19 protein-coding genes and 2 pseudogenes are annotated in these 25,528 nt (G+C 35.3%); 12 read left to right on the top strand and 9 right to left on the bottom strand.

All coding sequences use genetic code 11. From position 1 onward, the window contains the following. Window positions 1-20: 20 nt before the first annotated feature. The 8 genes from rplJ (at window position 21) to GN105_RS01535 (ending at window position 12,405) form a co-directional block, all read left to right on the top strand. Window positions 21-536 (top strand): 50S ribosomal protein L10, encoded by a 516-nt coding sequence (gene rplJ / locus GN105_RS01570; RefSeq protein ID WP_095895088.1) that lies wholly within the window; start codon window positions 21-23, stop codon window positions 534-536. A gap of 54 nt (window positions 537-590) precedes the next feature. Beyond that, the gene (gene rplL / locus GN105_RS01565; RefSeq protein WP_018280437.1) at window positions 591-965 is read left to right on the top strand and encodes a 50S ribosomal protein L7/L12; all 375 of its coding nucleotides are present in this window, start codon (window positions 591-593) and stop codon (window positions 963-965) included. A gap of 460 nt (window positions 966-1,425) precedes the next feature. Then, a complete protein-coding gene (gene rpoB, locus GN105_RS01560) occupies window positions 1,426-5,235 on the top strand; it encodes a DNA-directed RNA polymerase subunit beta (protein WP_155283699.1) in 3,810 nt (1,269 codons plus the stop codon). Window positions 5,236-5,324: 89 nt separating this feature from the next. Beyond that, window positions 5,325-5,675, top strand: coding sequence for an MmcQ/YjbR family DNA-binding protein (locus GN105_RS01555; RefSeq protein ID WP_155283698.1), 351 nt, complete (start codon window positions 5,325-5,327; stop codon window positions 5,673-5,675). Between the two features lie 58 nt (window positions 5,676-5,733). After that, window positions 5,734-6,063 carry a hypothetical protein gene (locus tag GN105_RS01550; RefSeq protein WP_155283697.1) on the top strand — a complete coding sequence of 110 codons (330 nt, stop codon included), beginning with the start codon at window positions 5,734-5,736 and terminating at the stop codon, window positions 6,061-6,063. 54 nt (window positions 6,064-6,117) lie between these two features. Beyond that, window positions 6,118-10,401: a DNA-directed RNA polymerase subunit beta' gene (rpoC, locus tag GN105_RS01545; RefSeq protein ID WP_155283696.1), complete on the top strand. Its 4,284-nt coding sequence runs from the start codon at window positions 6,118-6,120 to the stop codon at window positions 10,399-10,401. Between the two features lie 3 nt (window positions 10,402-10,404). Continuing rightward, entirely contained in the window at window positions 10,405-10,713 is a 309-nt protein-coding gene (locus GN105_RS01540; RefSeq protein WP_155283695.1) for a DUF3467 domain-containing protein, read from the top strand. 519 nt (window positions 10,714-11,232) lie between these two features. Next, complete coding sequence (locus GN105_RS01535) at window positions 11,233-12,405, top strand: porin (RefSeq protein WP_155283694.1); 1,173 nt, start codon at window positions 11,233-11,235, stop codon at window positions 12,403-12,405. A gap of 56 nt (window positions 12,406-12,461) precedes the next feature. Here the strand turns inward: GN105_RS01535 and GN105_RS01530 are convergent, their stop codons facing one another. The 9 genes from GN105_RS01530 to GN105_RS01490 form a co-directional block, all read right to left on the bottom strand. Further along, a complete protein-coding gene (locus GN105_RS01530; protein WP_155283693.1) occupies window positions 12,462-13,616 on the bottom strand; it encodes a VWA domain-containing protein in 1,155 nt (384 codons plus the stop codon). An 18-nt stretch (window positions 13,617-13,634) separates the two neighbouring features. Next, on the bottom strand, window positions 13,635-14,366 hold the full coding sequence (locus tag GN105_RS01525) for an outer membrane beta-barrel protein (RefSeq protein ID WP_155283692.1): 732 nt from the start codon (window positions 14,364-14,366) through the stop codon (window positions 13,635-13,637). A 152-nt stretch (window positions 14,367-14,518) separates the two neighbouring features. Then, window positions 14,519-15,877 (bottom strand): DUF5723 family protein, encoded by a 1,359-nt coding sequence (locus GN105_RS01520; protein ID WP_155283691.1) that lies wholly within the window; start codon window positions 15,875-15,877, stop codon window positions 14,519-14,521. Window positions 15,878-15,999: 122 nt separating this feature from the next. After that, window positions 16,000-17,991 carry an excinuclease ABC subunit UvrB gene (gene uvrB, locus GN105_RS01515; RefSeq protein ID WP_155283690.1) on the bottom strand — a complete coding sequence of 664 codons (1,992 nt, stop codon included), beginning with the start codon at window positions 17,989-17,991 and terminating at the stop codon, window positions 16,000-16,002. 27 nt (window positions 17,992-18,018) lie between these two features. Beyond that, window positions 18,019-19,404, bottom strand: coding sequence for a 5-methylcytosine restriction system specificity protein McrC (locus GN105_RS01510; RefSeq protein WP_155283689.1), 1,386 nt, complete (start codon window positions 19,402-19,404; stop codon window positions 18,019-18,021). 9 nt (window positions 19,405-19,413) lie between these two features. Beyond that, a complete protein-coding gene (locus tag GN105_RS01505; protein ID WP_155283688.1) occupies window positions 19,414-21,018 on the bottom strand; it encodes an McrB family protein in 1,605 nt (534 codons plus the stop codon). Between the two features lie 169 nt (window positions 21,019-21,187). Then, on the bottom strand, window positions 21,188-21,739 hold the full coding sequence (locus tag GN105_RS01500; protein ID WP_155283687.1) for a GNAT family N-acetyltransferase: 552 nt from the start codon (window positions 21,737-21,739) through the stop codon (window positions 21,188-21,190). A 20-nt stretch (window positions 21,740-21,759) separates the two neighbouring features. Further along, window positions 21,760-22,050 carry a DciA family protein gene (locus tag GN105_RS01495; RefSeq protein ID WP_155283686.1) on the bottom strand — a complete coding sequence of 97 codons (291 nt, stop codon included), beginning with the start codon at window positions 22,048-22,050 and terminating at the stop codon, window positions 21,760-21,762. 32 nt (window positions 22,051-22,082) lie between these two features. Further along, window positions 22,083-22,487 carry a hypothetical protein gene (locus GN105_RS01490; RefSeq protein ID WP_155283685.1) on the bottom strand — a complete coding sequence of 135 codons (405 nt, stop codon included), beginning with the start codon at window positions 22,485-22,487 and terminating at the stop codon, window positions 22,083-22,085. Between the two features lie 106 nt (window positions 22,488-22,593). On the opposite strand from GN105_RS01490, the pseudogene GN105_RS01485 reads away from it, so the two are divergent. The 4 genes and pseudogenes from GN105_RS01485 (at window position 22,594) to creD (ending at window position 25,492) form a co-directional block, all read left to right on the top strand. Beyond that, window positions 22,594-23,222, top strand: a pseudogene (locus GN105_RS01485) (hypothetical protein). Window positions 23,223-23,235: 13 nt separating this feature from the next. Then, window positions 23,236-23,706, top strand: a complete 471-nt coding sequence (locus GN105_RS01480; protein ID WP_155283684.1) for a DUF4265 domain-containing protein — start codon at window positions 23,236-23,238, stop codon at window positions 23,704-23,706. 19 nt (window positions 23,707-23,725) lie between these two features. Then, window positions 23,726-24,034: a winged helix-turn-helix domain-containing protein gene (locus GN105_RS01475; RefSeq protein WP_155283683.1), complete on the top strand. Its 309-nt coding sequence runs from the start codon at window positions 23,726-23,728 to the stop codon at window positions 24,032-24,034. 86 nt (window positions 24,035-24,120) lie between these two features. Next, window positions 24,121-25,492: pseudogene (creD, locus tag GN105_RS01470) on the top strand (cell envelope integrity protein CreD). Window positions 25,493-25,528 lie beyond the last annotated feature (36 nt).

The raw sequence follows: 25,528 nt of genomic DNA, 5'->3' as shown, positions 1-25,528 counted from the left end.
TGTAGTTAAAAAAAGAAATTATGACAAGAGAAGAAAAATCATTAGTAATAGAAAATTTGACTGCACAGTTAACTGAAAATAATATTATTTATGTAACTGACCTAACAGGGTTAAATGCAGAAGAAACAACAAACTTGCGTAGAGCTTGTTTTAAGGCTAATATCAAATTAGCAGTTGTAAAAAATTCATTGTTGGCTAAAGCAATGGAGGCTTCTGATAAAGAGTTTGGTGAATTACCATCAGTTCTTAAAGGCAATAGCACTTTGATGTTTTCAGAGGTAGGAAATGCTCCTGCAAAATTGATTAAAGAGTTCAGAAAAAAATCAGATAAGTTGGTTTTAAAAGGAGCTTTTATTGAAGAAGCTATTTTTATTGGAGCAAATCAATTGGAGGCATTATCTTCTATAAAATCAAAAGAAGAAGTTATTGGAGATATCATCGGATTGTTGCAATCGCCTGCTAAAAACGTTATTTCTGCTCTTAAATCAGGAGGAGGAAAATTGGCAGGAATCATCAAAACCTTATCAGAAAAATAGTATAAAGAAACGCACAAATTATAATTATAACAAATTTAAAAAAACGATAGAAAAATGGCAGATTTAAAAAATTTCGCAGAACAATTAGTAAACTTAACAGTTAAAGAAGTAAATGAGCTTGCTCAAATTTTGAAAGATGAGTACGGAATTGAGCCAGCTGCTGCAGCAGTAGCAGTAGCAGCAGGACCTGCAGCAGGTGGAGAGGCAGCAGCTGAGAAAACAGAATTTGACGTATTCTTGAAATCAGCAGGAGCTAACAAATTAGCTGTAGTTAAATTGGTAAAAGAGTTAACTGGTCTTGGACTTAAAGAAGCAAAAGAAGTAGTTGACGGTGCTCCTTCAAAAATTAAAGAAGCAGTATCTAAAGATGAGGCTGAAGGTCTTAAAAAATCTTTAGAAGAAGCTGGAGCTGAAGTAGAATTGAAATAATTTTACATTGCTTAACATATAAGGTTTAGGTCTTTTCTTGTGTAGGAATAGGCCTAAACCATTTTGCATATTATATCTAAAAGCTTATTGTTCAGATGATTATTAAGTATTGGGTTATTTTTATCTTTTTGATTTTTAGGGATTTATATCTTTAATGTAAGATAATTTATAAATTTAGTACTTTTGAACGTTGAGAAGATTGAGAAAATTTACGATAAACTAACCTATCGTTTTAGATAAATAGAATATCATTTGTTGTTCGCTTACAATATAGGTTATAAGTTTTTTATAAAAACTTCAAGATATTCGGTAACATTTTTAGAAAAATCTACATTAATTTTCTAAAATGTACATTGTTAGATAAAAACGTAACACATTTTGCAAGTGCTTTGCGTTTTAAAAGAATAAAGCATAAAATACATTCTTTAGGGAATGATTTAAAATTTAAAAACAGAAGTAAATGTCAACAAATCAAACTGCAAGAATCAATTTTGCTTCGGTAAAACACACGCCAGATTATCCTGATTTTTTGGATATTCAGATTAAATCGTTTCAAGATTTTTTCCAGTTGGAAACGAAATCAGAAGAAAGAGGCAATGAAGGCTTATACAATACATTCAAGGAAAACTTTCCTATAACGGATACACGTAATCAGTTCGTACTTGAATTTTTAGACTATTTCATTGATCCGCCACGTTACACAATTCAAGAATGTATTGAAAGAGGGCTTACCTACAGCGTTCCCTTGAAAGCAAGATTGAAATTATACTGCACTGACCCTGAACACGAAGATTTTGAAACTATTGTACAAGATGTATACTTAGGGACAATGCCTTATATGACAGCTAGTGGTACTTTTGTTATCAATGGTGCTGAGCGTGTAATAGTGTCACAATTACACCGTTCCCCAGGAGTATTCTTCGGGCAATCGTTTCACGCAAATGGGACAAAATTATATTCCGCAAGAATTATTCCTTTCAAAGGGTCGTGGATTGAGTTCGCTACAGACATCAATAATGTGATGTATGCCTACATTGACAGAAAGAAAAAATTACCTGTAACTACACTTTTCCGTGCAATTGGTTTTGAGCGTGATAAGGATATTTTGGAAATATTTGATTTGGCAGAAGAAATCAAAGTTTCTAAAACAGGTTTGAAAAAATATATTGGTCGCCGTTTAGCTGCTCGTGTGTTGAACACTTGGCACGAGGACTTCGTTGATGAAGATACAGGAGAAGTGGTGTCTATTGAGCGTAATGAGATTATTCTTGATAGGGACACAGTTCTTGATAAAGACAATATTGAAGAAATTTTAGAAGCCGATGTGAAAACTATTCTTTTGCATAAAGAGGATAGCCAAGCAACGGATTATACAATTATTCATAACACCCTACAAAAAGACCCTACAAACTCTGAAAAAGAAGCAGTAGAACACATTTATCGTCAGTTGCGTAATGCTGAACCACCCGATGAGGAAACAGCTCGTGGTATTATTGATAAATTATTCTTCTCTGACCAACGTTACAATTTAGGAGATGTAGGGCGTTATAGAATCAATAAAAAATTAGGAATTGACATTCCGGAAGATAAACAAGTTTTAACAAAAGAAGATATCATTACAATTGTTAAATACTTGATTGAACTTATCAATTCAAAAGCAGAAGTTGATGATATTGACCACTTGTCAAACAGACGTGTGCGTACGGTAGGGGAGCAACTTTCTGCACAATTTGGAGTGGGACTTTCTCGTATGGCACGTACTATTCGTGAGCGTATGAATGTGCGTGATAATGAGGTGTTTACCCCAATTGACTTGATTAATGCAAAAACGCTTTCATCTGTAATTAATTCATTCTTCGGAACAAATCAGCTTTCTCAGTTTATGGATCAAACCAATCCGCTTGCTGAGATTACCCACAAACGAAGATTATCAGCTTTAGGACCAGGAGGTCTTTCGCGTGAGCGTGCAGGCTTTGAGGTGCGAGACGTTCACTATACACATTATGGTCGTTTATGTCCGATTGAAACTCCGGAGGGTCCGAATATCGGTTTGATTTCATCTTTGGCAGTATTCTCGAAGGTAAACGGAATGGGATTCATTGAAACGCCTTATCATAAAGTAACTAATGGTAAGGTAGATTTGAAAGATATGACCTATTTGAGTGCTGAAGAAGAAGAAGGTTTGAAAATTGGTATGGCAAATATCAGTTTAGATACAGAAGGAAACATAACAGAAGAGAGAGTAGTTGTTAAAGAAGATGGAGATTTTCCTGTAATTGAGCCAAATCAGGTTGAATTTATCGACGTAGCTCCAAACCAAATTGCTTCAATTTCAGCATCATTAATTCCTTTCTTGGAGCACGATGACGCTAACCGTGCTTTGATGGGCTCAAATATGATGCGTCAGGCGGTACCTTTGTTAAAGCCTGAATCACCAATTGTAGGAACTGGGCTTGAACGCAGAGTTGCTTCTGATTCACGTGTTTTGATGAATGCGGAAGGAGACGGAACAGTAGAATATGTTGATGCAGAGAAAATTGTAATTACATACGACCGTACTGAAAATCAGAAATTAGTGAGCTTTGACGAAGACGAAACCGTTTACAATCTGATTAAATTCCAAAAAACGAATCAAGGAACTTGTATCAACTTGAAGCCAATTGTACGCAAAGGCGACCGAGTTATTAAAGGACAGGTTCTTTGTGAAGGGTATGCCACTGAGCAAGGCGAATTGGCTTTAGGTCGTAATATGAAGGTAGCATTTATGCCTTGGAAAGGGTATAACTTTGAGGATGCTATTGTGATTTCAGAACGTGTAGTTCGTGAGGACATCTTTACATCTATCCATATTGATGAGTACTCTTTGGAGGTTCGTGATACCAAGTTAGGAGCTGAGGAGCTTACCAATGATATTCCGAACGTTTCTGAGGAAGCTACTAAAGATTTGGACGAAAATGGTATGATTCGTATCGGAGCCGAGATTCGCCCTGGGGATATTCTAATAGGTAAAATTACACCAAAAGGAGAGTCTGACCCAACGCCAGAAGAGAAATTACTTCGTGCGATATTCGGAGATAAAGCCGGAGATGTGAAAGATGCTTCTCTGAAAGCTTCTCCTTCACTTTACGGGGTGGTTATTGATAAAAAACTATTCTCAAGAGTAGTTAAAGATAAGAGAAAAAGAGGTAAGGATAAAGAAGATATAGCAGTTGTTGAAGCTAATTTTAATTCTAACTTCCAGTCTCTTAAGGATAAATTAGTGAAAAAGTTATTCACCTTGGTTGACGGAAAAACTTCACAAGGAGTTTTGAATGACTTGGGTGAAGAAATCATCGCAAAAGGAAGAAAGTTCACTGTTAAAATGCTTGATTCAATTGAGGATTACGCTCATTTGGTGTCAGGTGGTTGGACAGACGAAAAGGAAACTAACGCTTTGATTGATGATTTATTACACAATTATAAAATCAAGTTGAATGACTTGCAAGGAGCGTTACGTCGTGAGAAATTTACAATCTCAGTAGGTGATGAGCTACCTGCAGGAATTTTGAAACTTGCAAAAGTGTATATTGCCAAAAAACGTAAACTGAAAGTAGGTGATAAGATGGCAGGTCGTCACGGAAATAAAGGTATCGTTGCCCGAATTGTTCGTGATGAGGATATGCCTTTCTTGGAAGATGGAACACCTGTGGATATTGTACTTAATCCGCTTGGGGTACCTTCGCGTATGAACATCGGTCAGATTTACGAAACTGTATTGGGTTGGGCAGGTCAGAAATTAGGACAAAAATATGCTACTCCAATCTTTGATGGAGCGTCATTGGAACAAATCAATGAGCTTACGGACAAGGCAGGAATTCCGCGATTCGGTCATACGTATTTGTACGATGGAGGAACCGGTGAGCGTTTCGACCAACCAGCGACTGTCGGAGTTATTTATATGATTAAACTTGGGCATATGATTGACGACAAAATGCACGCACGTTCTATCGGACCTTACTCACTTATTACGCAACAACCACTCGGAGGTAAGGCTCAGTTTGGAGGTCAGCGTTTCGGAGAGATGGAGGTTTGGGCTTTGGAGGCTTACGGGGCTTCAAGTACGCTTCGTGAAATCTTGACCGTTAAGTCAGACGACGTTATCGGAAGAGCAAAAACTTACGAAGCTATCGTGAAAGGTGAGGCGATGCCTGAACCGGGATTGCCGGAATCATTCAACGTATTGATGCACGAGCTTAAAGGTCTCGGATTGGATATTCGTTTGGAGGAATAAGGAATTTAAATTAGAAACTTTGCCAGAGTTTTTGGCTTTGGCAAAGTTGAATTTATTGTGAAATTTCCATAAAATAATCTCGATTTGTGATGAATATCGAAGAATTACGTGAATTTTGTCTGTCGTTTAAAGCTTCAGAAGAAGGTTTTCCTTTTGACGATGAAGTTTTAGTGTTTTCAGTCAAGGGAAAAATGTTTTGCTTGGTAAACATCACAAAATATGAGTTTATAAATCTCAAGTGTGACCCTGAAGAAGCTGTTGAGCTTCGTGAACAATATGCAGAAGTTACAGCAGGTTGGCATATGAATAAAAAACATTGGAATAGTGTTCAAATTAACGGGAAAATTTCTGATAATTTGCTTAAAAAGTGGATTTTGAATTCGTATGATTTGGTCGTGAAAGGGCTTCCGAAAAAGGTTCGAGATGAGTTATTAACTTGATTTCTTATGTAATTTGGTTGAAAATGCAATAGTTATTTTCTATTTGTATGAAAATTAAATGATGAAACGAATTAATACACAGTATCGTAGCAGTGAAGAGATTTCATTAGAGGCATTGCAAGAATTTTTGCAGGAAGGGATTTACGAAGAAGATTTCGTAGTACTTTATGACGATGAATCTTCAGAAGATTATATCCAAATGGCAGAAATGGGAGGAAAATTTGTATTGGAAGTACGCTTACATACAGAAAAAGATTTTCAACATTTCCGAAGTTATTGGGATACAGCTGAAGAGACAACGCCTATTTTCGTCGCTTTTTACAACAACCAACCCATTGATTTTGAATATTGGGAAGAGGTAACACAAGAATTTAAAGAAGAAAATTAGAAAATAAATTTTCGGTCTAAGAAATAAAAATAAAAATTTTTACAACCATATAGTATGGCAAGAGATAAAAATACAACTGTTTCAAAATTCGATAAAATTTCTATCGGATTGGCTTCGCCAGAGTCAATTTTAGCGGCTTCTCGTGGGGAGGTTATCAAACCCGAGACCATCAATTATCGTACTCACAAACCCGAGCGAGATGGTTTGTTTTGTGAGCGTATTTTTGGTCCTGTGAAGGATTACGAGTGTGCTTGCGGAAAATACAAACGTATTCGTTACAAGGGGATTGTTTGTGATAGATGTGGTGTTGAAGTAACAGAGAAAAAAGTACGTCGTGATAGGGTAGGACATATCAATTTAGTAGTGCCAATTGCTCATATTTGGTATTTCCGCTCGTTGCCTAATAAAATTGGATATTTGTTGGGCTTGCCATCTAAAAAGTTGGATATGATTATTTACTACGAGCGTTATGTAGTTATCCAACCGGGTATAGCAAAAGGACCTGATGGAGAAGATATCCAACCATTAGATTTTCTTACAGAAGAAGAGTATCTTAACATAATGGAGTCGCTTCCTGTTGAGAATCAGTATTTAGAAGATACTGACCCCAACAAGTTTGTGGCAAAAATGGGAGCAGAATGTTTGTTAGATTTGCTCCAACGATTGGATTTGGATGAACTTTCTTATGATTTGCGTCATAAGGCGAATAACGAAAGTTCTAAGCAACGTAAAACAGAAGCTTTGAAACGCTTACAAGTGGTTGAAGCTTTCCGTGAGGCGAAAAACAATCGTGAAAACAAACCGGAATGGATGATAATGAAAGTGATTCCTGTGATTCCGCCTGAATTACGTCCGTTAGTGCCGTTAGATGGTGGGCGTTTCGCAACTTCTGATTTGAATGATTTGTATCGCCGGGTAATTATCCGTAACAATCGTTTGAAACGTTTGATGGAAATCAAAGCACCAGAGGTGATTTTGCGTAACGAAAAACGTATGTTACAAGAATCAGTAGATTCATTGTTTGACAATACACGTAAGTCATCGGCAGTTAAAACAGAATCAAATCGTCCGCTTAAATCGCTTTCCGATTCATTAAAAGGAAAACAAGGGCGTTTCCGTCAGAACTTGCTCGGAAAACGTGTGGACTACTCGGCTCGTTCGGTAATCGTTGTAGGTCCTGAACTCAAATTGTACGAGTGTGGTCTTCCTAAAAATATGGCTGCGGAGCTTTATAAACCTTTCGTTATCCGTAAGTTAATTGAAAGAGGAATCGTAAAAACGGTTAAATCCGCTAAGAAGATTATTGACAAAAAAGAACCTGTGGTTTGGGATATCTTGGAGAATGTAATTAAAGGACATCCAGTGCTTCTGAACCGTGCCCCCACATTGCACCGTTTGGGTATTCAAGCCTTTCAACCTAAACTAATTGAGGGTAAAGCAATTCAGTTGCACCCGTTGGTATGTACGGCGTTTAATGCGGACTTTGACGGTGACCAAATGGCGGTACACTTGCCATTAGGTCCGGAAGCTATTTTGGAAGCTCAACTTTTGATGTTGGCATCGCATAATATCCTGAATCCTGCCAATGGTTCGCCAATTACCGTACCTTCACAAGATATGGTTTTGGGGCTTTATTATATGACAAAAGGAAGACGTTCTACACCTGAATATCCAATTAAAGGGGAAGGAATGACTTTCTATTCAGCAGAAGAGGTAAATATCGCCTACAACGAGAAAAAACTTAGCTTGAATGCCTTTATTAAAGTCCGAGTAAGAGATTTGGACGAGGAAGGAAATAAAGTTTATAAAGTATTGGAAACCACTACGGGTAGAGTGCTTTTCAACGAAGTGGTTCCCGCAGAAGCCGGTTATATCAACGAGGTATTAACTAAAAAATCATTGCGTGATATTATTGGTCATATTTTGAAATCTACAAGTATTCCTGTTACGGCAGATTTCTTGGATAAGATTAAAAATATGGGATACAAATTCGCTTTCCAAGGAGGATTGTCATTCAGTTTAGGTGATATCATCATTCCGCAAGAAAAAGCCGATATGATTGCTGAGGCAAACGGTTTGGTTGACGGAATTATGATGAACTATAATATGGGGCTTATTACCAATAACGAGCGTTATAATCAGGTAATTGATGTTTGGACATCAACCAATGCTCAACTTACTGAGTTGGCAATGAAGCGAATCAGTAACGACCAACAAGGATTCAACTCTGTGTATATGATGTTGGATTCCGGAGCGAGGGGTTCAAAAGAGCAGATTCGCCAGCTTACAGGTATGCGTGGTTTGATGGCAAAGCCGAAAAAATCGACAGTAGGAGGGGGGGAAATTATCGAAAACCCAATCTTGTCGAACTTTAAAGAAGGTTTGTCAATCTTGGAGTACTTCATTTCAACGCACGGTGCTCGTAAAGGTCTTGCCGATACCGCTTTGAAAACTGCCGATGCCGGATACTTAACGCGTCGTTTGGTAGATGTTTCACAAGACGTTATTATTAATACAGAGGATTGTGGAACGCTACGCGGTGTGGAAGTTCGTGCATTGAAGAAAAACGAGGAAGTAGTTGAAACTCTTGGAGAGCGTATCTTAGGACGTGTTTCACTTCACGATGTTTATAATCCTCTTACGGAAGAATTACTTGTTAAGTCAGGGGAGGAAATCACTGAAAAAATAGTTGCTAAAATCAACGAAGCTCCTATTGAAATGGTGGAAGTACGTTCTGCTCTTACTTGTGAGGCTAAACACGGAATTTGTGCGAAATGTTATGGAAGAAATCTTTCTACTGGAAGAATGGTACAAACAGGTGAAGCAGTGGGTGTTGTGGCAGCACAATCTATCGGTGAGCCAGGTACACAGCTTACACTTCGTACGTTCCACGCCGGAGGGGTTGCGGGTAACGTTTCTGAGGAGAATAAAGCAGAAGCTCGCTTTAACGGTATTCTTGAAATTGAAGATTTACGTGCAGTAAAAGGTAAAGATAACGAAGGAAATCCGATTAGTGTAGTGGTTCGTTCTTCTGAATTGAAAGTAGTTGACCCAACTACGGGTATGGTGTTACAAACACACGATATTCCGTATGGTGCGAGTATCTTTGTAAAAGATAAACAAGAAGTTACCAAAGGAACTTTGCTTTTCCAATGGGATCCGTATAATGCAGTTATTATTTCTGAGTTTTCAGGAAAAATCGCTTACGAAGGCATTGAACAAGGGGTAACTTATCAAATTGAAATTGACGAACAAACAGGCTTCCAAGAGAAGGTAATTGTGGAATCGCGTAATAAAAAATTGGTTCCAACATTATTGATTTTGGATAAAAATGACGAGGTGTTACGTTCGTACACTTTACCGGTTGGTGCCCATATTATGGTGGAGAACGGAAGCAAAATTGAGGAAGGAAAAGTATTGGTGAAAATTCCGCGTAATTCCGCAAAATCAGGGGATATTACAGGAGGTTTACCTCGAGTTACAGAACTTTTCGAAGCTCGTAATCCTTCAAATCCTGCAATCGTTTCTGAAATTGATGGGGTAGTTTCTTTCGGAAAAATCAAACGTGGAAATAAAGAGGTTATCGTTACATCTCGTTTGGGTGAAGAGCGTAAATATTTAGTGAAGTTATCAAGCCAAATTTTGGTTCAAGAAAACGACTATGTGCGTGCCGGAAAACCACTTTCAGACGGTTCTGTAACTCCTGACGATATTTTGAAAATTAAAGGACCTTCGGCTGTTCAACAGTATTTGGTGAATGAGGTACAAGAAGTATATCGTTTGCAAGGGGTGAAAATTAACGACAAACATTTTGAGGTAATCGTTCGTCAAATGATGCGTAAAGTTGAAATCCAAGATCCAGGAGATACGTTATTCCTTGAAGGTCAGCTTGTTCATAAAGATGATTTTATCGAAGAGAACGATAAATTATTCGGCAAAAAGATAGTGGAAGATGAAGGTGATTCGGAGAATTTAAAAGCAGGACAAATTGTTTCTCTCCGTCAGTTGCGTGATGAAAACTCACTACTTAAACGTGCTGATAAGAATTTGGTAGTTGCTCGTGATATTATTCCTGCGACAGCTACGCCTGTATTACAAGGTATTACAAGAGCATCGTTACAAACTAAATCGTTCATTTCAGCCGCATCTTTCCAAGAAACTACAAAAGTATTGAACGAAGCAGCCGTAAGCGGAAAAGTAGATACACTTGACGGATTGAAAGAAAATGTGATTGTAGGACATAGAATTCCTGCAGGAACAGGTTTGAAACGTTATGAAAAAATTCTTGTAGGTTCAAAAGCAGAAATGGAAGCTGCCGAAAAGAAAAAATCAAAATAGATTATGAGTGATTTGAAAGAAAATGAAGGACAGTTGAGTATTGAACTTGATGAAAAAGTTGCTGACGGGATATACTCAAATTTGGCAATTATCAATCATTCAATGAGTGAATTTGTTATTGATTTTGTGAGTGTTATGCCTGGAATTCCGAAAGCGAAAGTACGTAGTCGGGTTATTTTAACACCACAACACGCAAAACGCTTATTAAATGCGTTGTCCGAAAACATACAGCGATTTGAAAAAGCTAACGGGATAATTGATGAGAATCCACATCACTCAATTCCTCTATTTGGATTAAAAGGAGAAGCCTAACAGTTAAAATAGAAGAAAAAAATAAGGTTCGAAATATGTTTTTTCGAACCTTGTTTTTTTATATCGTTTTTGTTTTATGAAATGGAATTGATGTTTAATTCAAGAAGAATCAAAAAAAGAGACCGCTGAAAAATCAGTCAGTCTCAAAATCAACAAAAATATAATCATCTCTCTTATGCAGTTATAAAAATTCTTTTCTAAAAGATTTTTTGTTATAATCAAATTATTTGTTAAATAAATGATTTTATATTTTTCTTTTAAGAAGAAGAATAATTATAATGCAAATGTATATAAAAAATGATTACAAAACAATTTTTTGTGGTTACTTTTTTATTGAAAAATGTATTTTAACGTTTTATGTTATTGTTTTTTGATTTTTTTATAAATGTTATACAAATGATTTTCTTGATTTAGAAATTATGCTTATAAAAAATAAACTTTTGTTTTCTAATAACATAAACTTAGTTGATTAATAAGATTTATTTTTGTTATCTTCGCAAAATTAAAAAATGTAATGAGATGAAGAGATTATTTTTTTGTTTATTGATGGTAAGTTCCCCAATTTTGTTTGCACAGAAAGCAGTAAACGAAGATAAAGAGCAGCTGACACCTTACTATGATTTTAAAAAAGGAGTAGGGATAACGGCTCCTGATAGTTTATTTCAGATGAATATTCGTTTTAGGATGCAGAATCGTTTCAGTGTGGTTACAGACAAAAATGATGAAGTAGGCTATGAGGCTTATATTCGGAGATTACGATTACGATTTGAAGGTTTTGTTGCAGATCCAAAGTTTGGTTATACGATACAGCTCTCTTTTGCTCCCCGTGATGTAAACGGAAATCATATCATTCGTGATGCGATTGTTTTTTATAAACCTAACAAAAACTGGTTGTTGAGTTTTGGACAAACAAAATTGCCAGGGAATCGTCAGCGAATCAATTCATCTGGGGCGTTGCAACTTACAGACCGTTCTATCAACAACGCAACCTTTAACATAGATAGAGATTTTGGTTTTCAGGTTCATTATTTAAAACAATATAACGATAAATTTTCTTATAATTTCAAAACTGCCGTGACCACGGGAGAAGGAAGGGATTTTGTAGGAAAGAGTACAGGACTTGCCTATACAGCTCGTTTTGAGGTGCTTTCTTTGGGGAAATTTAAAAAAGGAGGAGAGTATTTTGAAGGAGATATTTTAAGAGAGGAAACGCCAAAACTTTATTTTGGTGCAACATATCATTATAACCACAATGCTACAAAAACTCAGGGGCAAAACGGAAATACATTAGTGAATGACCAAACCAGAAATTTACAATCAGTGTTAGTTGACGGGTTGATGAAGTACAACGGCTGGGCTGCTATGGCATCATATATGCAACGTACAGCAAATAATCCTTTAGTTGATTTGAGTGCAAAGTCATTTGTGGAAGTCGGGCGTGGATTTGATGCTCAGTTAAGTTATGCTTTTCCAAGTAATTGGGAAATTGCTTCTCGATATTCATATCTTACTCCAATTAACGATTTGAAACACATAATGCCTAAACAAAATCAAGTTTCATTAGGAATTACTAAATACATTTGGGAACACGCATTTAAAGCTCAAATGGAAATTACCAGAACCAATAAAACTCTGTTTGATAATTCTAAAAAGGAGTGGTATTTACGATTCCAAGTGGAGATAGGAATTTAAGAAAAATCTTTGTAAAAAATTTAAAAAGACTTCTGAAACTCAGAAGTCTTTTTTGATTATATTTGTTGTTTTGAGGACGTTTCAAATTTTTTCAAGTCGTGACCTTTCAAGGAGGCTTCAACCAGTTCGGGTAATTTATCAGGAGTGCAAGCGAAACAAGCAATTCCTAATTTACTAATTTCTTTTCCTAATTTCTCATCATAATCGGGTTTCCCACTATCGGAAAGGGCAAGTAAAACAATCACTTTTACTCCATCTTCGTGCATTTGTGAAAGCCGTCGGAGCAATCCTGCTCTTACGCCACCTTCGTATAAATCCGAAATTAGGATAAACATTGTTTTTCTCGGATTTTCAATCAGCGATTGGCAATATGCAACGGATTTGTTGATATCCGTTCCTCCCCCGAGTTGCACTCCAAAAAGCATATCCACAGGGTCTTGTTTGCAAAGTTCGGTAAGGTCTGTAACTTGCGTATCAAAAGCGACTACGTGTGTGTCCAATGCGGGCATACTTGCAAAGATAGACCCCATTACTGATGAGTAAATAATTGAATCACACATCGAACCGCTTTGATCAATATCTAAAATAACAGTCCAATTTTTTTGCTTTTGGCTACGTTCAAAAAAGTAAAATTTTTCAGGAATTAGCCGTTTGGTTTTTGTGTCGTAATTTTTCAGATTTCGGTTAATGGTTCTTTTCCAATCAGTAGAGGCGAAGTTAGCAATGGGAGAATGAGCCTTCTTGTTTAAAGCTCCTGTCACGGCACGACGCAAATCCTGCTCCATTCGTTTCATAATTTCATCGACTACTTCTTTAACCAATTGACGTGCAGCTTCTTTTGATTTTTCAGGAATTTGACCTTTCAAAGCCATTAAAGTCCCTACCATTGAGATGTCAGGTTTTATACTTTTAAGAGTTTCAGGTTCAAATAAAAGTTTTGTAAGCCCTTTACGCTCAATGGCATCGGATTGAATTATACTAACTACATCTTGTGGAAAGAAAGTGCGTACGTCGGTAAGCCATTTGGCTAAATTTGGAGCAGAAGAACCTAAACCCGCTTTTCTACTTCCGTTATTTTTTGTTGTATCTCCGTCATAAATAGCAGATAAGGCAGAATCCATTATGGATTGTTGCTCACTTAAAGAGACATTTTCTAAAGTTCTTGCATCTTGCCCAAGAATTAATCGCCAACGTGTAATATTTTCTGCCATAGCTAAACTCTCAAGAAATTATAAAATATAGAAAATCAGTCCCATTTGTAAGAGAGAAGACCTTAGAGAAGCATTGTTCTCCAACTTAGCATTTTTGAGAATGGAAGACAGATTATACTGTATGAAAAAATTCCAAGTGTTGTATCCGAAAGCTGAATAAACCTTAAAATGCCAATCTTTATTGAGGTCTGAGTTATTGAAGTAAATGGTAATATCGTCTCGCTTGTAAAGGCTTCTCGCACCAAAAACATATCCCAGCCTCATTCCCGTGTAAATTCGCCAAAATTTGTGATTTTCAGCAGTTGATGTCCGCCAACGGAATTCAATTGGGAATTCAAGCGTGTGTGTTTCAAAATAATTTTTGTTGATATTCAAATCATTTAAACTACTTACGATGTGATATAAATCAGAAGTATTTTCGCGAAAAATGTTGCTGTAAACCAAATCGTAAGAATATCCCACGCCTAAAGCAATACCTATGTTCCGACGTTGATTCATTGGTAAATCTTTCTGAAAACCAGCGTGTATTCCTCTGGAAAGACTATGCTGGACAACTTTGCTCGCATCAGAAATCAAATAATCATACGTTAGCCCAACGTAAAATTGGTCTTCTAAATATTTCTGTCCTCGTCCTTTTTTTTCCTTTTTCTCAGTTTTCGTTTGAATCATTCCGTCATCAGAATCATCTTGTGAAAAAACCGATGCCGGAAAGCCAATAAAGATTAATAATAAGTATATTAAGTGTTTCATTTTTCAAAAAAAATAAATATTTACAAAGGTAATTTTTTTATTCAAATAATCAAGATTTTGATTAGCAGAAATTATGAAAGAAGATTATTAATAAAAAAACAATGTACTATTTCAGTACATTGTTTTTCAAAAAAAATATGATTTTCTAAATATTAAATTTCAAATTGAAGTCCGCCAAAAAAGTTCAATTCTTTTGCGTTTTTAGAAATTAAATTACTAACAATACTTCTTGAACCAACAAAAAGAGGACCTAAACGAACGGCTGTTCCCACATTCGTTCCCATTCCGATAGCACTTGACATAGGAAGATAAAATCCAACGTATTTCCATTCCACTCGTGGAGTTATTACAAACCCGCTTGCATATGAAGTGTTGTAAACTTTGCTGGTATTGGTAATGTTGAAATTTGCAGATACATCTACAAAAATAGGTCCTGTGATGCGTACATCAGCATTTAATCTGAGTGATGTTGGTAATGAAGAGGTAATTGAAGTGCCTTTTAAAGATGTTTTTGAAACAAAAAGGCTTTCATCCATACTTTTTTGAATATCAGATAAATTAATGTTATGACTTCCTACATTCAAAGAATATTTTTGAGAATCATCAGTAGCGGAATATTTCAAACGACCGATATCAGTAAAAGAGAATCCAAGTTTTAAATCATAAGGAGTTGTAGTGCAACTTGGGCAACCTTCTTTGCGATATTCATAAACGAAGCCAAAGTCAAATCCTAAAGCAGAAGTTTGAGATTTTAAAATGTCATTGAATTTAGGTTCTTTGGTTATATTGATGCCTCCGTTTGAAAGTAAAAACTCAGCATTTTGATTCCCTTGAACGTTTATATTTACAATAGCATCATTGTTGTTTTCAATCAAATTTGCCTTAATATTTCCGCTTACTTCCGAAAAACCGGCATACGTGCTGATTGCCCCTCTGACAAATTTTGCAGTAATACCCGCTTTTAAGGAATGATTGCTCGTTTTGGCTAATAATCTTGCCCAAGAAAAAGCAAATTCAGAGAAAGCATTGGCAGAAATACTTTGCTTGTCAAGATTGAAAGAATATCCTGCAGGAGAAAGGTTTAAGTCGTTTGAATTCAAAAAGAAAGACTCAAGTACTTTAGCGTCAATGCCTCGTGCATCCATAAAAACACGTGCTCTTGAGGTAAAGGCAAAAGCATTTTTTCGTCCTACGTGGAAATAAAAAGAAGGTCCCAACACGTCCAAGTTTACATCAGCGTTGATATCATTGTGTGAAGAGGCTTGCGATGTGAAATCATTAAAACTTTTCTTTAAATCAAGATTCAATCCCATTTTGTTGTTTCCAAAAGAGGCGTCAATTGAAACAACATTGATTGCAAACCTGTTCATTCCGTCAACAAAATTCGCGGGATTGGTTGTTCCTTTGTACATAGCACCATATTGGCTTGTATTTATCCCAGAAAAGGATTGTTGAGCACTGATTGCAAAAGTAGAAAAAATCGCAACCGAAAATAAAAATTTCTTTATCATTACAAATAAATTGAAAAATTAACGGGGCAAAGATATAAAAAAGTTGAAAAGTCAATTACTAAGCATAAAAAATTAACATTCTCATTATAAAAATACACGGAAGTATTGTTGATAACAAGAAATTATTTTTTCATTTCCTCCAATTGCTTTATTTCGTCTCGATATTGGGCTGCTTTGACAAAATCGAGTTCTTTGGCGGCAGTTTCCATAAGTTTGCGGGTTTCTCGGATTTTTTTCTCAATTTCCTTTTGCGAAAGAAGCTCCGTTTGTGTTTCTTTTTCTTTTTTAAACGATGGATCGTAATGAAACTCGGTAATTGGGCTTTTACTGAGTGTATTCTCTATTTTTTTATTCAACGGCTTGGGTGTGATTCCATTACGTAGGTTGTAATTCATTTGTTTTTCACGTCGATAATTCGTGTCATCAATGGTAGCCTGCATACTTTGCGTGATTTTATCGGCATACATAATGGCTTTTCCGTTTACGTTTCGGGCAGCTCGCCCCACCGTTTGAGTTAGCGACCTTGTAGAACGCAAAAAGCCCTCTTTATCAGCATCTAAAATGGCAACGAGCGAAACTTCGGGTAAATCCAAGCCTTCACGAAGCAAATTTACCCCGACCAAAACGTCAAACAATCCACGACGCAAATCTTGCATAATTTCCACACGTTCAAGGGTATCCACATCGCTGTGAATGTATCGGCAACGCACCCCGATTTTGGTGAGATATTTGGTGAGCTCTTCCGCCATTCGTTTGGTGAGAGTCGTTACCAAAATACGTTCGTCTTTTTCTACCCGAAGTTGAATTTCTTCTGCCAAATCGTCAATTTGATTTTCGCTCGGGCGTATTTCTATTTCAGGGTCAAGCAATCCTGTTGGGCGAATAATCTGCTCAACATAAACCCCTTGTGTTTTTTGAAGCTCATAATCGGCGGGCGTGGCACTTACGTAAATCACTTGATTTTGAAGGGCTTCAAATTCTTCAAATTTCAGCGGACGGTTATCCAAAGCAGCAGGCAAACGAAAACCGTATTCTACCAAATTTTCTTTCCGACTGCGGTCGCCCCCGTACATTGCGTGCACCTGCGGAACAGTTACGTGGCTTTCGTCGATAACCATCAGAAAATCATCAGGAAAATAATCCAATAGGCAAAACGGACGTGAACCGGGTTCTCTTCCATCCAAATAACGGGAATAATTCTCAATGCCTGAGCAATATCCCAACTCGCGAATCATCTCCAAATCGAAGTTGGTGCGTTCTTCCAATCGTTTAGCTTCCAGATGTTTACCGATTTCTTTAAAATATTCCACCTGTTTGGTTAAATCTTGCTGAATGTTCCAAATGGCTTTTTGTAACACATCGGGCGAGGTTACGAACATATTGGCAGGATAGATATTCAAACTATCGTAACGTTCTAATACTTTGTTAGTTTGCGGGTCGAAAACTTCAATTTCTTCGATTTCATCTCCAAAGAAATGAATGCGGAAAGGCGTATCGGAATAGCCGGGGTAAACGTCCACCACATCGCCTTTCACTCGGAAATTCCCGTGAATGAAATCGGCGGTGGTTCGGGCGTACAAACTTTGCACCAACCGATGCATAAATTTAGTTCGTGGAAGTACCTCGCCTCGCTTTATGGTAATTACATTCTTCTGAAATTCAACGGGATTCCCGATACCATACAAACACGAAACGGAAGCTACGACCAACACATCGCGTCGCCCCGAAAGCAAGGAAGAAGTGGCACTAAGCCGTAATTTTTCGATTTCTTCATTGATGGAAAGGTCTTTTTCGATGTACGTTCCTGTGGTGGGAATGTAGGCTTCGGGTTGGTAATAATCGTAATACGACACGAAATATTCTACTGCATTGTTCGGGAAAAACGCTTTAAACTCGCTATATAACTGAGCAGCAAGGGTTTTGTTGTGAGCCAACACCAAGGTAGGACGTTGCACATTTTGCACCACATTAGCCACGGTAAAAGTCTTTCCCGACCCCGTAACACCGAGCAAAACTTGATATTTTTCCCCTTTTTCGATACTTTGGGTAAGTTGCTTGATGGCTTGAGGTTGGTCGCCAGTAGGCTGAAAGTCAGATTGTATGGAGAATTGCATTCTTTTTATTTAGTTTATATTTTCGAATTAAAATATTTTGTTTTCATTCGTAGGTAATTTTATACCCAATTTAAAAATTTTGTAATAGGATTTTATCTCATTCTCTTCTTTTAAAAATTCCTCCCAACATAAGTTCTTGTTAGCCTCTACTATTTTGGGGTAAATAATCAGACAGTTGATATTTTTGTCATCTTGTTCTGAGAGTCCTATTTTTTCGCGTACTTTTTTCAAACGAGCATAACCCGAAACCTGACGAATATCTTCGTGAATATGTCCGTAATCATATTTTAGTTTGTATTTGGTATCAATAATTAAGGATTTTTCGCCATTGCAAATCAGAAAATCTAATTGATTTCCATAAGTAGCAAATTGATAATGAATTTCGGAATATAAATCTCTATTTTCCAACAACTTTTTATACACATACAACTCAAAAAGTTTAGGCATATCTATCCAAAATGGCGGGATTTCTATCTGCTCCTGTTGTGTTGCCTTTGAGATGTTATAAGAAAATCGTTTTAAGATTAATTTTCCTATTTGTATGGCTTCTTTATATTCCTTAAAAAAAGGATTATGTTTAATGTTTTTTAATTCACTTTGCTCAATATCTGTAGAAATCAATTCAAAAGCAGGATGACAATAACCAATGATTTGATTGACCTCTGTTTTATTGGGAAAGTCTTTGAAATTCTCTATATAATAAATACAAAACTGAAAAACTTTTTTCAAAAATTGATTTTCAAAATTATCTTCGCCAAAAACTTGGTACTCGCAAAAAGTTTTAGTGAATCGGTTTTTCAATACATTTTGTTTGATGTGCGTACCGACTAAAATTTTACCTTTTACACGATTATTCAGATTTTCTCTGACCTTGTAATACGATTTTTTCAAGCCTTTTCTTACAATATTTTTCAGAATCCCCAAAAATTGAACCACCAAAAAAGGCGTTAAAGTATCCTGCTTCTGCTTGATAGGTATCAGTTTTTCATTCCAAAAAATATTGACTAAATCAGTGGTGTGGTGTGTGGGTATAGAAGAAGCATAGACATCAAGCAACATTTTTACAAAGTTAATTTCCTTTACTTCATCATCCTCATTTATAGATACTTTTTCTTCTGAATCTACATTTTTTTCAAAATTTTCAATATGTTTTTGATTAATTTTCGGCTCAACTTGTATAAATTTCTCTCCCTCTATCAACCAATCTGCCCCGATGTAATAATTAGCTTGTAAGTGATAGCAATTCTCTTTTTTATGAAATAAAAAGGGTGAAATTCCTTTAAAAATTTTTCTTGGTTGGTGTTTTTCCAAAAGAGCAAAAGAATCCAGAGACAAAGAATATTCATCTTTATCTAAACCTTGTTTTTCCTTATAAATTTTAACCGAATAATGTTCTTTTAAAAGGATTTTCATTATTATACATTAAAGTTTTTCTATCTCATCACTAGCCGATTCCTTTAAAACACCATCTTTTACATATTCACGCAAAATAGGTTTGATTTCGTATTCCAAACGGGTCTGTATATCAATATTTTCCGTAATGAAATACGAGTGTCCTAATTGAACTTCCTCTTTTTTGAATTCTTGTGATAAATGATTATCAAACAAACTGGCAACTTTGTAGAACAAATCGCTGTTAAAACTTTCCACTTCCTCTGACAAATCTTTCGGTAAAATATCTACAAAAGCAAAACGCCTTCTAATAGCATAATCAATATGCCCCACACTGCGGTCAGCGGTGTTCATTGTCCCAATAATGTAGAGATTCGGCGGAAGTATGATTTTATTACTTCCATCAACTGCGTACATCGAATCCACTGCCTCGCCACGATATTCCAAAGCGTAAATCAGCTCTCCCAAAACCGAGGAAAGATTGGCACGGTTGATTTCATCGATGATAAGGACGAATGGTATTTGCTCCATCGCATATTGCTTTAGATAACATATCCAATCATTCCAATATCCTTCATCTCCAAAATATTTTCCTTCAAAGTTATTTTGTATAATCTCTAAAACAACTTTCTTGAAATCTAATATTTGTTTCAAATTATCCTTGCCATTCTTATGATAATTGTACGATACCGTTATTTTTTCGTGATTTTCTTCCAACTTTGTGAAAGTAAAATTTTTACTTATCGGAACTTTGCTCTTATTATTGAAACTATCCTTTAAATAAATAATAAACTTATCTGCTAAATCATTTCTTTTTGATTCTTCTTGATAATAACTTAAACAATCCAACGCTTTTTTGGCAAACTTAGCCAAAATTTTATTCTCCGCTTCATAGGTTATTCCATCTCCATTTGAGTTAGGTTTCGCAATAATCCCACGCACAAAATCCTCATATGAATAACTTGGGTGAAATTGTATGATTTGGAACTGGTCATTGTTTTTGAAATCTTCCTCTTTCTTTAGTTTTAGTAATTCTTTTGCTATTTGTTTGGCTTCTCTTGTTTTTCCCGTTCCCGGAGGACCTTGCAGAATGATTTGTTTTTTATATTTGAGGAGGTTGAGAGTTTTCTGGATATTGTTCATTTGTTTAAATTGTATAAAATAATTTTTGTATTTATCAAAAAAAGTTTCAAGTTGAGAGGTGATGCCTTCTTCAAATAGTTTCAATTCCGAAAGAGAATATTCAACTCCTAGATTTGTTCTTTGTTTACTACCTTTCAAATCACGGTATTCAGTCAGGTAAAGCGATTTTATTTTTGAATCTTCCCATCTTGCACAAATATTTATGCCTGTTCCTAACCAATTCAAATAACAAAATTCTGAAATGTACTTATTTCTTGTATATGCTGATATATTAATACATATTTTGCCAATTGAATAGTTTTCCCATTCTTCTATCTGTAACTGTATTTTATCGCCATCGTATCCCTGCCCAGCTTTCCGAAATTCATTTTTTTCGAAAAGATTTTTGATATATTTCTCATAACCTATAAAATTAACATCTTCATTTTGACACCATTCTAAATGGGAAACAAAATATTCAAGTAGTTTTTTAAACTTATCTATTTCTTCCATTATCAAACAATAATTAATTACACTCTTAAATCATATAGTTTTCCACAAATCATTATCCTAATTAGGGGTTAGTTGTAGTCTATTCTATAAAAACGAGGTACAAATTTTTTATAATTTTCTTTCCAATCTTTCCAAATTTCTAACCCTTTTACTATTTTCTCCAACTTTTTCACAGTACATCAAAAACCAAATGCTTATAGTTTCCTCCTGCAAGAGGCTGATTATTAACATAAACAAATCCTAAGCGGGTGTATAGTCTTTCGGCTTTCGGGTTGTTTTCATCAACAAGTAACCCTATTTTTCCAAGTTTGTTTTTAGAAACATACTCTTGCAGAAAAGTAATTAATTGTGAACCAATGCCTTTTCCTTGAGGGCTTACGCTTACCGTGTCAATATAAATTTCTCCTTCCGAGGTTTCGTCTTCCACAAAGATTTTTCTTCCGGAAATTTGCTCAGATAATGTCAGAACAGGTTCTCTAAGTTCGTGTAAATTGGCACCATCATAAAAAACTAAAGAGCCAATAACTTGGTTATTTTCTTCAAAAACAATTGTATTTTTATGAGAATATTGATTTCTTTCTTCCAAAAAAAGCGTTTTTAAGAAAGAAATTGCTTCAATTTTATCTTCTTTCCCAATAAGCTTGAAAACAATTTCCTCCATTGCTTGAAACATCAGAGGAGCTACAAAATCAGCATCATTTTTTATTGCAAATCGAATCATTTTTTGTTTTTTTAGAAAATTTAGCTTGTAAGATGTAATTTTTTTACGATTTCTTCTCCTAATTCCTCATTGATGAGAGCTACGATTTTTTCTTTTCCGTATCCCAACTCTTGGCAAAGGGCAGGAGAGGACAATTGCACATAAAGTACATCTCCTTTGAGTTCAACTGATGTGGTGTATTTAATGATGGCACTGCCCATTAATCGGCTCCAAATTTCTTGTACTTCTACTTTATGAAGCCCGTATTCCAAACGATTTTGCTTGATTAATTGTTTTATAACGGAAGATAATAATTGAGTGTTTCCTTCCATAAGTTTCGTATAATGAATTTTTGTTTTAAAGTCTAATTCTTTACTTTTTTATAATGATAGATGATGTTAGCTTCATTTTTTACAACAAAGGAAGTTTCATTTACGGATTCCAAAATTTCTGTCCAATGATTTTCTCCATTTTCATAATTCATTTTGAAAATTCCGTTTTCTTTAATAATTTTAAACATTTCGCTATCATCGTTGGTTTGAAAATTTCCCATTAACTGCGGATACACTTTCTTTCGGAAACCTTCAAAATCTTTAATTTCGATATAATCATACGTGGTATTTACCTTATATTCTTTTACGTTTTTGTCTGCCGTGACCACTTTTTCGATTTCCCAATATCCATTCAGGTATTGTAAATCAGATTCTTTAATTTGCTGGTTACAAGATGTTAAAACAATGAAAATCAGTAAGAAGAGTAACTTTTTCATATCAAAAATGATTTAAAAAATAGTTTTCAAAGATACGAAAAAATGTCGGAAAATTTGGCAATATCAAAAATATTCATTTGCTTTGCATTTCAAAGTGCTTTTAAAAATGGAAAACAGAAATTATCTTCAAGATTTACAAGATATTAGGCAAATAATGCAGAAATCTACTCAATTTCTGTCACTTAGTGGGCTTTCTGGAGTTTTAGCTGGGGTGTATGCTTTGGTTGGAGCTTATTTCGTGCATTTACTTTTAGAAAATCATTATACTTATAATCAATATGTTATATTGGAAAGTCGTACTTTTAAGGTTATTTTGGGAATAGCCTTTGCGGTTTTGTTACTATCTGTTGTAACAGCTTATATTTTGTCACACAGAAAAGCAAAACAAAAAGGAGAAACGCTCATTAACGCTACTTCAAAGCGTGCTTTTTTGAATTTTGCCATTCCGATGGTTACCGGAGGCGTGTTGATTTTGTTGCTTTTAAGAAATCAATACTACGGATTATTAGCCCCTATGACGCTCATTTTCTATGGTTTAGCTTGTGTGAATGTAAGTAAATATACATTTCGTGATGTGCGTTATTTAGGAATTACCGAAATTATTTTGGGGCTTTTGTCAGTTGAATTTTCGGGTTACGGTTTGGAATTTTGGACAATAGGTTTTGGAGTATGTCACATTCTTATGGTTCTGTAATGTACTTTAAGTACGAATCAGGAATTTCAAAAGAATATTGAATAACAGATATTTATGGAAAAGAAATTAGAAAAAATCTTGGTTCGTTATTATAGCAACTTACTCGAAAAGGTGGTTGTGGAAACTCTTTGGGCAGAAGCTGTGAATGAGCAACAAAGATGGTATAAAATAGATAACATTCCTTTTTATGGAGCTGATTTTTCTTTGGGAGATATTGTTTTAGCTGAATATGATGAAAATGAGGAATTTATTACATATCGAAAAGTAATAAATCGTTCGGGAAATTCAACAATTCAGGTGGTTTTAATTGACGAGAAAGCAAATAAGGAAACCATAAGAGGTGAGTTTTCAAAACTTGGTGCTGAAAGTGAGGGCGTTAATCAAATTTATTTTGTGATGAACATTCCTTCAGAAGCCTCCTATCAACCAATTTTAAAGAAATTAAATCAGTTAGAGAAAGAGGGAATTATTGAGTTTGCAGAAGCATATTTATCTGATAAACATATAGATAATATTAAAGACTAAATTTTTAATAACCAGAATAGTGAAAAATATTCTTCAAAATATAAACAAGGCTTTTGATAATCGGGTAAGGTTGGGGATAATGTCCGTATTGATGGTCAATGAAAGTGCTGATTTTAATACACTTAAGGAATTACTCAATATTACCGACGGAAATCTTGCAAGCCATACAAAAGCTCTTGAAAGCGAGGAATATATAATAGTTGAGAAAAAGTTTATCGGGCGTAAGACCAACACAAGTTACAAAGTTACCGAAAAGGGTAGAAAGGCTTTCAAAGAACATTTAGATGCTTTGGAAAAAATTATAAATCAGGAAAATACAAAGTTTTGATTTCTTTTTGAAATATTTTTTTATAATAAAACTTTGAAATACAAAGTACTTTTTAGTGAATAAAAACAATTAATTAAATCATTTTTATGGAGACAAATCAAAAATCATTTTTAGCTAATTTATTGAATTCAAACACGACGCGTTTGATAATGATTGGAGCATTAACACTATTTTTGCTTATTCCTTTATTTTTGGTAAAGGGATTAATCAATGAAAGAGCTGTTCGGCAATCAGAGGTAATTCGGGAAATCAATTCAAAATGGGGAAATGAGGTGTTTTTCTATGGTCCTATTTTGAAAATCCCGTACGTAACATACGTACAAAGTGAGGTTTATGACAAAAAAACGGGTAAATCGGTTATTGAAAGAATTCCGGAGCAACATTATGCTTTTTTCTTTCCGGAGGAACTCAAAAACACGTCGAAAGTACAAACCGAAATCAAGAAGCGAAACAATTACGAATCGGTGGTGTTTACCTCTCAGATGGATTTTTCAGGAAGGTACATTCAGCCCGATTTTTCTTCAAAATATGTCTCCGATGCGGACATTAAGTGGGAAAAAGCCACGATTCTTATCCGAACAACCAATCTTTCAAGTATTAAAAACAGTGTTAAAATGCTTTTTTCTGGTAAAGAATACGTTTTCGAACCAATTTATGAGGCTCAGGCTAATGAAGATTACAGTTATTATAGTGAAAATAACGGTTACAGAGCAGTTTCGTCACTTGAAACGCCGTTTTTCAATGCAAAAGACCATTTCGAAAACGGAAATTTTAGTTTTTCAATAACGTATGACGGAAGTTCCAAAATTGGGATTGTTCCTATCGGAAAAGTTACAGAAAGCACAATAAAATCTGATTGGAAAGATCCGAGTTTTAGTGGAAATTTTCTTCCGTTTAAGAAAGATATTAAAAATGACGGATTTTCAGCTGATTGGAAGATTTTGCATATCAACCGACCCTTTTCACAACAAACTTTTGGTTCTTTGCCCGATATTGGAAAGTATGCTTTTGAAGTAGATTTCGTGATTCCTGTTGATGAATATCAGCAGAATGAAAGAGCCGCCAAATACAGATTTTTAGTTATAGGACTTACGTTTTTGATTTTCTTTTTGATACAGACAATCAGTAAGATAAAAATTCATATTTTTCAATATACGATGATAGGCTTAGCATTAACGATGTTCTACACATTACTGATTTCTATTACTGAACATAGCAGTTTTTCAAAGGCTTATTTAATGGCTTCGGTAATGGTAGTTTTGCTTATAGGGTTGTATTCAATTTCAATTTTGAAAAACAGAAAATTTCCGATGTTTATAGTAGTTTCTTTGTCAGCTCTTTATGGATTTATTTATGTTATTATTCAGTTGGAAAGTTTACGCTTTATTGGTAGGAAGTGTTGGTTTGTTTTTGATTTTGGCTTTGGTGATGTATGTTTCAAGGAAGATTGAATGGTAGTTACATATTTTATTCAGTTGAAGAGCATTTAACAAA

Source organism: Capnocytophaga felis (genome assembly GCF_009684755.1).
GTDB lineage: Bacteria > Bacteroidota > Bacteroidia > Flavobacteriales > Flavobacteriaceae > Capnocytophaga > Capnocytophaga felis.
The sequence above is the reverse complement of the archived record's forward strand: the minus strand, read 5'-3'. Positions and strand labels throughout refer to the sequence as shown.